Annotated in this window: 10 protein-coding genes and 1 pseudogene; 5 read left to right on the top strand and 6 right to left on the bottom strand. The window is 41.7% G+C overall.

The window, feature by feature from the left end; all coding sequences use genetic code 11:
• Positions 1 to 155 precede the first annotated feature (155 nt).
• The 6 genes from benE to catA all read right to left on the bottom strand — a co-directional run bounded on the left by benE (position 156) and on the right by catA (position 6276).
• On the bottom strand, positions 156 to 1391 hold the full coding sequence (gene benE, locus FTT72_RS12325) for a benzoate/H(+) symporter BenE (RefSeq protein ID WP_180178459.1): 1236 nt from the start codon (positions 1389 to 1391) through the stop codon (positions 156 to 158).
• A 64-nt stretch (positions 1392 to 1455) separates the two neighbouring features.
• Positions 1456 to 2241 carry a benzoate diol dehydrogenase BenD gene (gene benD, locus FTT72_RS12320; RefSeq protein WP_180178458.1) on the bottom strand — a complete coding sequence of 262 codons (786 nt, stop codon included), beginning with the start codon at positions 2239 to 2241 and terminating at the stop codon, positions 1456 to 1458.
• A 14-nt stretch (positions 2242 to 2255) separates the two neighbouring features.
• Positions 2256 to 3272, bottom strand: a complete 1017-nt coding sequence (benC, locus tag FTT72_RS12315) for a benzoate 1,2-dioxygenase electron transfer component BenC (RefSeq protein WP_078190731.1) — start codon at positions 3270 to 3272, stop codon at positions 2256 to 2258.
• 94 nt (positions 3273 to 3366) lie between these two features.
• Entirely contained in the window at positions 3367 to 3876 is a 510-nt protein-coding gene (gene benB, locus FTT72_RS12310) for a benzoate 1,2-dioxygenase small subunit (RefSeq protein ID WP_078190730.1), read from the bottom strand.
• Positions 3873 to 5270, bottom strand: a complete 1398-nt coding sequence (gene benA, locus FTT72_RS12305; protein ID WP_180027181.1) for a benzoate 1,2-dioxygenase large subunit — start codon at positions 5268 to 5270, stop codon at positions 3873 to 3875. Before benA ends, benB begins: the two co-directional genes overlap by 4 nt.
• 85 nt (positions 5271 to 5355) lie before the next feature.
• Positions 5356 to 6276: a catechol 1,2-dioxygenase gene (gene catA / locus FTT72_RS12300; RefSeq protein ID WP_078193335.1), complete on the bottom strand. Its 921-nt coding sequence runs from the start codon at positions 6274 to 6276 to the stop codon at positions 5356 to 5358.
• Between the two features lie 281 nt (positions 6277 to 6557).
• On the opposite strand from catA, the gene FTT72_RS12295 reads away from it, so the two are divergent.
• The 5 genes and pseudogenes from FTT72_RS12295 (at position 6558) to FTT72_RS12280 (ending at position 12174) form a co-directional block, all read left to right on the top strand.
• Positions 6558 to 7472, top strand: a complete 915-nt coding sequence (locus tag FTT72_RS12295; RefSeq protein ID WP_180022865.1) for a LysR family transcriptional regulator — start codon at positions 6558 to 6560, stop codon at positions 7470 to 7472.
• Positions 7473 to 7663: 191 nt separating this feature from the next.
• A pseudogene (locus FTT72_RS12290) lies at positions 7664 to 8485 on the top strand (MFS transporter); the annotation flags it as partial.
• A complete protein-coding gene (locus tag FTT72_RS12285; protein WP_257233429.1) occupies positions 8478 to 9674 on the top strand; it encodes a DcaP family trimeric outer membrane transporter in 1197 nt (398 codons plus the stop codon). The pseudogene FTT72_RS12290 and the gene FTT72_RS12285, both read left to right, overlap by 8 nt.
• 369 nt (positions 9675 to 10043) lie before the next feature.
• Positions 10044 to 10334: a hypothetical protein gene (locus FTT72_RS16320; RefSeq protein WP_257233428.1), complete on the top strand. Its 291-nt coding sequence runs from the start codon at positions 10044 to 10046 to the stop codon at positions 10332 to 10334.
• A gap of 4 nt (positions 10335 to 10338) precedes the next feature.
• Positions 10339 to 12174: a TonB-dependent receptor family protein gene (locus FTT72_RS12280; protein ID WP_373686920.1), complete on the top strand. Its 1836-nt coding sequence runs from the start codon at positions 10339 to 10341 to the stop codon at positions 12172 to 12174.
• The last annotated feature ends 204 nt before the right edge of the window (positions 12175 to 12378 follow it).

Raw genomic sequence — 12378 nt, 5'->3', positions numbered from 1 at the left:
GATCCCTTTTTTATCCTATAGAGCTCTTAATTTCGAATATTGAATTTTTAAGTTTAAATGACAAGAAAATCAAAAAATTGAGTTTTCGATTAAACAAAGAAGATGTAGTGTTCCATCTTCTTTGTATTGGCAATGCGTTTGGACATTATGAACTTTTAGAATCTTGAGTCGTTGTCATCGGTGCTTGTGTGGCTACTCGTTGGTGCTTGTGTGGCTACTCGTTTGGTCAAAATGACATGTGCAGCGACACCGATATAAATCCCCCAAAATACTGAGCTTAGCCCTAAAAAATGCATACCTGAGGCTGTCGCTAAAAAAGTGATTAGCGCCGCATCACGGTTGGCCTCATTTTTCATCGCAACGGACATGTTTGTTCCAATCGCACCTAATAACGCTAAACCTGCAAGTGCAGCGACCAACTCTTTAGGTAATAGGCTAAATAACATGACAATACTGCCTGCAAATAAGCCGCCTAAAATATAAAAAATACCATTGGCAATACCAGCTATATAACGTTTTTCTTTTAGTTCATGTGCATCTTTGCCCATACACATGGCTGCGGTAATAGACGCTAAAACAATGGTAATGCCTCCGACACATGCTACAGCGAGCGAGGCAATACTGGTCGCAGTGATAATGGGCTTAGCTGGCGTGTCATATCCACTTAGTTTCATGATCGCCATCCCCGGAAGGAATTGACCACTCAGACTGACTAAAATTAAGGGAATCGCCAAATTTAAAGTCGAGTTCCAAGTCCAAACTGGAGCAATAAACTGCGGTATAGCGAGTTGAAAATTCACATCAACAGGATTAATTTTTCCTAATGTAAAACTCAGGATGACACCAGTCAGTAAGACCCAAATCATCGCGTAGCGTGGCGAAAGTCTTTTCGATATGAGAAAGACCAATAACATGCCAAAGACAATGATCGGCATACTATCTGTCGCAGTGAACAGCCCAAGTCCAAACTGAAATAAAATACCTGCCATCATTCCCGCAGCGACATCTTGAGGAATCCATTTTAAGAGTTTGTCAAAATAGCCAGTGATGCCAATCAAGAAAATAACAATAGCGGACGTGATATAAGCTGCTATGGCTTCATTCAGTGAAATATTCGGAAATAGGGTGACTAAAAGGGCTGTACCGGGCGCTGACCACGCGGTAATCACCGGGGTTTTATATTTAATAGAGAGATAAATACCCGCCAGCGCAGCACCAATAGAAATCCCCCAAATCCATGAAATCATCATGGCTGGGGAAACTTGAGCTTTTTGTGCGGCTTGGAAAAAAATAATCAGTGGGCCTGAATATGAAATCAGCACGGCTAAAAATCCTGCAACCGTCGCTGAGATCGACCAATCTTCTTTTAATGTTTTTAACAGGGGTGCCATCGCTTTTGCCTCCATGCGACTATGTCAATGAGCCTGTTGAATTAAACCAATGACGGTATAGCGTTTAACCTTGATCTCCACCACCAACAGGGACGACTGTTCCTGTCATATAAGATGAATCATCGGATGCCAAAAATAAGATGGCATTCACTTGTTCCTGAATTGTGCCATAGCGTCCTAAGAATGTACGGTCAATGGTTTGATCGACCACGTCTTGCATCCATTGTTTTTCATGATCTGACAATGGGTTGGCGTTTCTAGGTACTTTTCGTGGAGGTGCTTCTGTACCACCTGTGGCTACGGCATTGACTCGAATACCATCTTTGGCATGTTCAAAAGCGAGTGCAGCGGTTAAGCCATTAACCCCACCTTTTGACGCTGAATATGGCACACGGTTAATACCACGGGTTGCAATAGAAGATACATTTACAATTGTCCCTTGCTGATTTTGAATCATTTCAGGTAACACGGCTCGGCAGCACCACATAGTTGGAAATAATGAACGATTAACTTCCTTAATGATTTCTTCTTCTGAAAACTCTTGGAAGGGCTTCATCCAAATCGCACCGCCAACGTTATTGATTAAAATATCAATTCGGCCATATTTTTCAATGGCTTGAGCAGCAACTGCATGAGCGCCTGCAAATGTTTCAAGGTTGGCTTTAACAATAATGGCATCGCCATTGTGGGCTTGAATATCATTCAGCGTATCTTCAACAAAATCTGAGAGATCTGCCAATACCACTTGAGCGCCTTCTCGAGCCACTTGTAGTGCTACTCCACGACCGATACCTTGAGCGGCACCGGTTACGATGACAACTTTATTGTTAAATCTGGCTTGTTCTGACATTAAACTATTCTCCCTTAATTCGCTGAGAATTTTTCAAACAAGAAGTTTGCAGGTTTAACGCCTTCGGTATCTAACCAGCCACGTACCGCTTCGACCATCGGCACAGGACCACAGAGGTAAATATCTACATCGCCATTGTTTAACCAATCTTTTTCAACATGACTGGTCACATAGCCTTTACGTTCATGCTGTGACTCAGGGTGAGCGACCACAGTACGGTATTCGAACCATGGGAGTTTGCTTTGTAATTCATCGAGTTTGTCTTTAGCTACGATGTCAAAGTCATTGGTTACGCCAAATACAAGACGAACAGGTTGCTCAGACCCTTTTTCTTCAAGCACTTGTAGCATGGACATAAACGGCGCAATACCTGTACCACCTGCAAGCATGACCACAGGGCGGACAACATTACGTAGATAAAAACTACCAAAAGGTCCTTTGAAGGTCATTTTGTCGCCGGCTTTCGCATCGGCACTCAGGAAAGTACTCATTTTGCCTTCAGGGACATTACGAACCACGAAGCCTGTTAAGCGATTGCCCGGCTTTGAACTAAACGAATACGAACGAGTTTCTTCAGTCCCCGGAATGCCGACATTGACGTATTGACCTGCCAAGAAGTTAATGTCAGGTTGACCTTCATCCAGTTGAATATCAAAGGTAATCGTAGAATCCGACATATTTTCAACACGAGACAATGTGCCTTGAAACTCATGAATTTCCGTTTTACACACGTCAGATGATGCACTGATTTGGAAAACCGCATCTGAACTTGGACGACATTGGCAAGCTAAAATATAACCTTGCTCAGCTTCTTCGGGGGTTAAAGCGTCTTCGATATAAGATTCTTCAGGCATGTCGTAAGTACCCGACTCACAAAATGCACGGCATGTCCCGCATGCGCCATCACGGCAATCTAGAGGGATATTGATTTTTTGACGATAGGCTGCGTCGGAGAGGGTTTCACCTTGAGCAACACTAATAAAACGAGTAACGCCATCTTCAAATTGAAGTGCAACATTATGGTTTGACATGGCTGAATATCCTTTTGAAAATCTGGTATAACGTGTCTTTTCAGCCAAATATCCTTCTGGCTGAAAGTTAAACCTTGCTTAGTGAAATAAGCTTTTAGAGGTGATAAATATCAATAACTTGGTTGATATAATCGTTTTTCAGAACAACATATTTGCTGAGGATTTTTGGCTGCTCGCCTGAAAAATCAATTTCATAACGTGACATGCCAAAGTAGCTATAGTTGGTTTTGTAGCGGAAACTTAAGGTGTTCCAGTTAAAACGCACCGTGACTTTGTCGCCATCACGTTCAATAATCTCGACATTATTAATGTTATGGCTGGTTCGGGTATCAGGCATCGTGGCAGATGAACGCTCGGTTTTAATGCGGAAGACACGGTCTTCTAAACCTTGACGGTCTGGATAATAAATCAAAGAAATCTCAGACTGTGGATCTTCCGTGAGGCGGTCATCGTCATCCCAAGCAGGCATCCAGAATGATGCAGATGGGGCATAGCACGCTAGCCATTCATCCCACTGTTCATCATCTAAAAAACGCGCTTCGCGGTAGAGGAACTGAGATACAGCTTCAATGCTTACGCTGTCTAAATGTGCAGTTGCATTCATGCGACATCTCCTTGTTCATTTGCGACTTGTTCTGCCAATTCTTTTTCTTCAGCGATGGCATGTTTCATGGTTTTTAACCAATATTGATGCTGAGCAAGGTAAAGACCTTCATCTTCCGTTTTGATGCCACTTAATAGCGGTTTTAATCCAATTTCATTGGCTGCATCATCCGGTCCATGAATCCAGTGTTTTGAACCACGGCACATGTCGTTCCATTCCAGCTCAATTCCTGCATAACCGGCTTGGCAGGCACGGAATTCTTCTAAATCATCAGGTGTTGCCATGCCTGAAGCATTAAAGAAGTCTTCATATTGACGAATACGACGTGTACGTGCTTCTGGCTCTTCACCAACAGGGGCGATACAGTAAATGGTGACTTCAGTTTTATTGACAGAAATCGGACGTAAAACTCGAATTTGTGAACCGAATTGATCCATCAAATAGACGTTTGGATAAAGACAAAGGTTGCGTGAACGCTCGATCATCCATTTCGACATCGGTGCGCCGAATTTTTCGGTATATTCATCGGCTTTGCTAAAGTTTGGACGGTCTTCTGGGTTAGCCCATTGCGTCCATAACAACATGTGACCACTGTCAAAACCATAAGAACCACCGCCTTGCTTGCCCCAAGAACCCGCACTCATAGCACGAATATTATCCGCTGCTTGTGCTTCTTTACGGTGCTGTGTGGTGGCTGCATAGTTCCAATGCACGGCTGAAACGTGATAACCATCTGCGCCATTTTCAGCTGTCAGTTTCCAGTTACCTTCATAGGTATAGGTAGATGAACCACGTAAAACTTCCAAACCGTTTTCCGACTGACCTTCGATCATGTCGATAATTTTGGTGGTTTCACCTAAGAATTCTTCAAGGCTTGGCACATCAGGATTTAAGCTACCAAATAAAAAGCCTTTATAACTTTCAAAGCGCGCGACTTTTTTCAAGTCATGTGAACCATTTTGGTTAAAGCAATCTGAATAACCCGCTTCGGCAGGGTCTTTAACTTTGAGCAATTTACCTGAGTTATTAAAAGTCCAACCATGGAATGGACAGGTGTAGGTTGCTTTATTGCCTTTTTTATAACGACATAACTGTGCGCCACGGTGTGAGCAGGCATTGATCATGGCATTCAGTTCACCATTACGGTTACGTGCAATGATAATGGGCTGGCGACCGATATGAGTCGTGTAATAATCATTGTTATTTGGAATTTGGCTTTCATGTGCCAAATACACCCAGTTACCTTCAAAAATGTATTTCATTTCAAGATCAAATAACGCTTGATCGGTAAATACTGAGCGGTGCAGTTTAAATTCACCAGTGTCAAAATTATCGACAAGAAGTTCATCAATACGATCTAGATGGCTGGTGTTAATTACAGGAATACGTGGCATGTCCATTCTCCGACTGTCCAATGAGGGGATAGTCGCCGAGTTGTCAAACTTGGATGAGACAGCTCGGCTTCCTTTGAGTGAGTAATTAAGCGCTAGCTCGTCGACGATCAACTTCAGTATTTGGTGCTGCAGCTTGTTCTTTAACTAACTCAACATTAAAGCTAATGTGTTTAAACGGCTGGTTTAGACCACGACGTGCAATTTCAGCTTCGTCTGTGATATCAACAGCAGTTGCCACCAGACCATCACGAGTTGCAAAGGCAAAGTCGTCCCAAAGGTATTTATCACCTTCGATGTTGAATTGAGTGGTTAACTTGCGGTAACCTGGTGCAGAGATAAAATAATGTACATGTGATGGACGGTTACCATGACGGCCTAATTTGTCTAAAACAAATTGAGTTGTGCCTTCTGGAGGGCAGCCATAACCAACGGGCATCGTAGTTTGTGCAACATATTTACCGTCTTGGTCAGAAAGAATGGTACGGCGAAGGTTAAAGTCTGATTGAGACTTATCAAAGAAAGAATAGTTACCTAGGCTGTTGGCATGCCAAATTTCAACTTTAGCGCCTTCAATGATGTTGCCTTCGGTATCTGTTACTGTACCTTCAATAAACAGAGTTGGAATTTTATCGGTTTCCGTACCATCATCCATACGAGCAAAGCCCACTGATTCAGGTGCGCCAGCCACATATAAAGGGCCTTCAATGGTACGTGGTGTACCACCTGTAATACCTGCTTTCGCATCAGCTTCATCCGCACGTAAATCAAGATAGTGCTCTAAACCTAAACCTGCGGCTAAAAGACCTAATTCGTTTGCTTGACCCGCGTCTGTAAAATACTCTAGACCTTTCCATAGTTCAGTTTGAGTAATATCTAGATCTTCAATCGCTTGGAATAAATCACCCAATAAACGGACCACAACTTGCTGTACACGTTGGTCAACAGGCCCTGTCGCTGTATCTACGTTCATTTGTTTAACCAGAACATCAATCTCTTGACGGTTCATACAATATCTCCTTAAGTATGCATTTAAGTATGGGTGGCTATCACTCGATAAAAGAGGTCTTTGGCTGCCACGTTCCTTGTTTGGTTGTCTAACAATACTTTTTAAGTTGTTTCGTGTAGCGGCTGAAGCTTCTTTCAGGTAATGCGCTGCACGATGTTTTTGATCTGTTGGATGGGATTAAATTTGCTTAATCCTGTCTATGTGATATACCTTAAAAGAATAAAATCTTCACGTCGAAGATCAAATTTGCATTTTATTATACTTAATAGGTATCGATAACCATGGAACTAAGACACTTAAGATACTTTGTCGCAGTGGTTGAAGAGCAGAGTTTTACCAAAGCGGCAGAAAAACTATATATAGCTCAACCACCTTTGAGTCGGCAGATTCAAAATTTGGAACATGAGCTTGGAATTCAGTTATTTGAACGCGGTAGCCGACCGCTTAAGACCACAGAAGCAGGCCAATTTTTTTATCATCATGCTTTAAAACTTTTGTCTAATGCAGAAGAAATTAAATCGATGACGAAACGAATCGGTTTGACCGAAAGAACAGTGACAATCGGTTTTGTGAGCTCTTTATTGTTTGGTTTACTCTCGAATATTTTGTACTTATTTAAGCAACAACACCCACATTTAAAAATAGAAATGGAGGAAATGGCCACCACTGAACAAATCAAAGCATTAAAAGAAGGTCGTATAGATGTCGGCTTTGGGCGTTTGCGTATTTCAGACCCCGCGATTAAACGAGTTTTACTGCGTGAAGAACGCTTAGTGGTAGCCTTACATGCTAGTCATCCTTTGGCACAAAAAAAGGAAGGAGTATATCTTGCAGATCTGATCGATCAGCAATTGATTTTTTACCCAAATCACAACAAACCAAACTTTTCGACCCAAGTGCGTGGCATATTTTCAGAGTATGGTTTGGAACCTAAAAAAGTACGTGAAGTACGTGAATTACAACTGGCACTGGGCTTTGTTGCAGCCAATGAAGGGGTTTGTATCACCCCAATGAGTGCCCAAAGTGTGCAATTAACACATTTAACCTTTGTTCCGATCTTAGACGAAGCTGCGATCAGCCCTGTATTTATGGCTGTACGTAATATGGATGAAAGCGAAGATATTCGTGGTTTATTTGATAGTGTTTATCAAGTTTATGATTTAGAAGCGATTCCATATGATCGTGCTGTGTTTTAAGTAATGTGTTGATAGACGTTCAGATGAACAGCAGTTATGAAATGATCTATTTAAATAAAGAGGAATCAAGGGATTAATTTATATTCTACTTTTTAGGTATACAAACATGCCTAATCGGTTTTGGACATTAAGCACCGACTTATTCATTGTGAAAAGCGAATTTTACAAGCTTCACAATTAGGAGGTGGGCTATGCAAAACCAGAAAATTAATATTAATACCTTGGTTGATGAAGCCAAATTTACGCCATTTCATTGGGGTGTTTTGATTTGGTGTCTTTTGATTATTATTTTTGACGGTTATGACTTGGTGATCTATGGCGTTGCCTTACCGTTGTTGATGCAAGAATGGTCCTTATCTGCGGTACAAGCCGGCTTACTGGCAAGTACGGCTTTATTTGGCATGATGTTTGGTGCCATGTGTTTTGGCACACTGTCCGATAAAATTGGTCGTAAAAAAACCATTATGATCTGCGTCGGTATTTTTAGTGGTTTTACCTTCTGCGGTGCTTTTGCAAGTACTCCAGTTGAGTTTGGTATTTTACGCTTTCTTGCCGGTCTAGGCATCGGTGGTGTTATGCCGAACGTTGTGGCATTAATGACAGAATACGCGCCAAAACGTATACGCAGCACCTTGGTTGCACTAATGTTTAGTGGTTATGCCATTGGTGGTATGGCTTCAGCGTTATTGGGTGCTTGGTTAGTGCCTGTATATGGCTGGAAAATCATGTTTTATATTGCGATTATTCCATGTCTTGCACTGCCTTTAATCTGGAAATTCCTCCCTGAATCATTGATGTATTTAACTTCAAAGCATCAAACAGATACGACTCGAACGATTGTCTCAAAAATTGCCCCTGAACAAGTCCTCACAACAGATACTCAATTTGTACTCAATGAGGTTTCTGAAGAAGACAAAGCTCCGTTAAAAGCATTATTTCAACAAGGCCGTAGTTTCAGTACGTTAATGTTCTGGATTGCATTTTTCATGTGCTTATTGATGGTTTATGCACTTGCGTGATGAAGTCAAAGCATTAAAAGCCATGATGCAGCAATATGTTCAGCAGCAAAACACTTTGTCGAGTGAAATCAAAGACGTAAAACAAGGGTCTGTAGTTGCTGCGCAGAATCAAAAACCGACTCAAACACCGAGCCTGAGTTTAAATACCAAATCGGGCGCTGAGTTTAGCTTGTATGGCAATGTGCGAGCAGATGCATCTTATCAGACAGAAGGCGGCAGCTTATCTCGCCTGTATAACCAAATGAATAGTGTTCCGCTAGAAGGGAATGCTGAAAGTTCAGATCGTTTAAAAGCAACACTTGCTGCCACACGTTTAGGACTAGACTTTAAAACGCCGACTCAAGTGGGAGATGTAGGCGGTAAAATTGAAGTCGACTTTTTGGGTGCAAATGATGGACTACGTATTCGTCATGCCTATTTAACCTATGGTGATTGGTTGGTGGGGCAAACATGGTCTAACTTTGCTGTACCTGATTATATGCCTGAAACCATTGATGCATTGGGCTATGTCGGTGGTGCTGTTAAACGTACACCGCAAGTTCGCTATAGTCACAAATTTAGTCCTGAGACAAATCTCGTGCTCGCAGCTGAAGATTCTAAAGATGACAGCTCAAATATGCGTTTGCCTGCATTAACTGCGCGTTTAAATTATAAAATGATAGATACGCTGACGTTGAGCGCACGTGCGATGGGTGTTGAAAAGAAAACGGATACGGATACAGAAACCGCATGGGGGCTTGGTCTGGGCGCAAAACTAGATTTGACGGATAAAACAGTGCTCAAGGCGGATTATTACCATGTCAAAGGCGACAGTAGTTTTGTGTCATGGACCAACCAAGGTTTTGTGACCAATGCGGATAAAGACATCATCGCCACCAATGAATTTGACTCGATTACAGTAGGTTTAACTCAACAAATTTCAGCACAATGGCGCGGAACATTGGGCTATGGTTATATGAAAGCAGATAACAATGCAGATTATGTCAACTCATTAGTCGATAAAACCAAGGCCAATAAAAACTTGTGGCAAGCATGGGCAAATGTATTTTACAGCCCTGTTAAGCCGATTAGTTTAGGTCTGGAATATGTCTATGGTGAACGTGAAGCTTTTGGCGCTGCACCAAATGGCAGTACTAAAGGTGAAGATAATCGAATCAATGCAGTCGCGATGTACAACTTCTAATGCTGTTACAGAGAATTGTTTAATTTAAATTGCCTTAGAAATTTCAATATCAATTTAACGAGAGTGTGATTGAAAGTATGTTCAGGATTTGACATCTAACTTTCCGAAAATCTTTCAATGCGTGCTCTCAATTCATACTAGCCCTTGATCTTCACTGATTGAGGGCTTTTATCTTATTTAGAAACTTTTATTTTTTGACTAAAAAATATAATTATCTGTTTTATTTCATTTAACAAATCATTTGAATATAAAAATACGAAGAAGAATATTGATAAAAATCATGAATTTTGAAATATTTTGATACATACATGATGATAAAACACACTACAATCCTTGCCGTCAAATTCGTTTCACTTAGAAGACGCAATCATGGATGTCCCTCAATTTTCCAAATATAACAACACGTCACTTAAGCTTTTAAGCCTGATGATGCTTACTGCAATGGCACAATATAGTGTTGCAGATAGCAATGTATTACCTGAAATCACCATTAACGTTGAACAAAGTTCAATGGATGATCAAATAAAAAAAGCACTGACTAAAGTAAATGGTGCAACCAATGCGATCGTTGCAGCAGACATTCAAGATGTACCCAAGCGAACAAATGCTGATTTATTTAAAAATCAACCGGGGATATACGCGGCATCATTCAGGAAATGAAGGGGTGAAACTGTCGATACGTGGCTCGGGGATCAATCGTGCACCGGGGGCGCATGCTTCAGGGTTGTATGTAACCTTAGATGATTTGCCATTTACAGGGCCGGGTGGGACACCTTATGAACTGCTTGAGCCGCTGTGGGTAGACCATATAGAGGTTTTACGAGGGGCGAATGGTTTAACACGTGGTGCATTAAGCTTGGGTGGTCTAATTAACTATGCTAGCCCAACTGGAAAAAATGCAGCTAAATTGTCAGTGCACCATGAAATGGGTAGCCACGGTTATCAAAAAAGTGAAATCAGCTCAGGACAACAAATTGGCGACTTAGACTATTATCTTTCCTTAACACAAAGTGATGATGATGGTTATCAAGATCATGCCTCAAGCCAGAGCAAAGGTATATCGGCCAATGTGGGATATCAATTAAATCCTCACCTAGATACACGATTTTATCTGCGTTACCGAGAGACTGAACACCAAACACCGGGACGACTAACCCAACAACAGATTGAACAAGATCCAAAACAAGCAGTAGCCCTAAATATCTCGCTAAATAACAATCGCCCGCAGCCGGGAAGTCTTTGGTTGGCGAATAAAACCAATATGACTTTGGACTCCGGTGATCGTTTACAGTTGGGTCTGGCCTATCATCATTATCCGATGGATTTGCAAGAAGGTTTGTATAGTACCGATGTTGACTATGATGATATCAGCACCTTATTTAACTACCAATTTGACCGAACGCTATGGGGGCGTGAAAGTCAGAACACCTTAGGTTTTCGTAGTACCACACATTTGCCAGATGGTCAGGTCATTGAACGCTTACGTGTTGCGCAAGGCGCCTATGCTGCGGGTACAGAAACGCGGCATTATACCTATCAAGGTGGTGACTATGTTTTATATTATGCCAACGCCTTGGCACTACACCCACAGTTTTGGCTCGATAGTCGAGTTGCATTGGCGTACACCCATCGTGAAAGTGAAGTGACATGGCCTGTGCAAAGTCATAAAGAAAATATTCGTGAATGGAATGTCCTGCCATCGCTAGGTTTTCGATATCAAATCCAACCTGAAACTCAGCTCTTTGCCAATGTCAGTCGAAGCTTAGAAGCACCACATCCTTGGGCTTTAATTTGGGGTTCGGATCAAAAGTTCCCCAACGAAAGTGGCGCAGCGACGGGACGCCAAAGTGCTCCGATTCATTTGAATAGTCAGACAGCGAATACTCTTGAACTAGGTGGGCGTGGTCAACATGCACTGGGTGAGTGGAATATTGCATATTACTATTCACAGGTTAAAAATGAACTGTTGGCTGTTGAAATCCAACCAGAGCCTAATCCGATAATTTACGAATCGAATGCTTCAGACACCATCCATCAGGGGCTAGAACTCGGTTTAAACAGTTCACTTTGGCAAAATGATGTATATGGACAAGTTCAACTGAAACAAGCCTATACTTTGAATGATTTTCACTATAAAAATGATGCGGTATTTGGAAAAAATGAACTTGCAGGTATACCAAAACACATCTATCAGGCTGAACTGAAATACGAACATCCTTTAGGATTTTATGTTGCGGTGAATACACTTTATGCCGCAAAGGTCGCAACCGACTATGCCAATAGTTTCTACGCAAAAGATTGGCAAATTTGGGGAGCATCGTTCGGCTATATACAACCGCAAAAACAGTATATGGCTTGGTTGGATTGCAGAAATATGGCCAATAAAAAATATGCATCTACCGTGACACCGGGCTATAACGATGCCGGCAAAGATCCTGCTCGTTTAACACCGGGTGAAGGCCGAGCGGTATATGCAGGACTAACGTATCATTTTAATTAAGCATCTTGTATTCCAATACAGCGAATAATTGAAAAGCCTTATGCTGCGGATTTGAAAATAAAAAAGGGAGCCAATCAGCCACTGCTGTCCCATAGTTTGCTTTAAATAAAAAAACCTGAGTCCTAACAGTTAAAATATGAGTGCAAACAAACACTTTAACGACCAGGATTCAGGTTTTGTCACATCAGAATACCGTATTTCATG

The sequence above is a fragment of the Acinetobacter sp. YH01005 genome, assembly GCF_013420465.1.
GTDB classification, from domain to species: Bacteria; Pseudomonadota; Gammaproteobacteria; order Pseudomonadales; family Moraxellaceae; genus Acinetobacter; species Acinetobacter amyesii.
The sequence above is the reverse complement of the archived record's forward strand: the minus strand, read 5'-3'. Positions and strand labels throughout refer to the sequence as shown.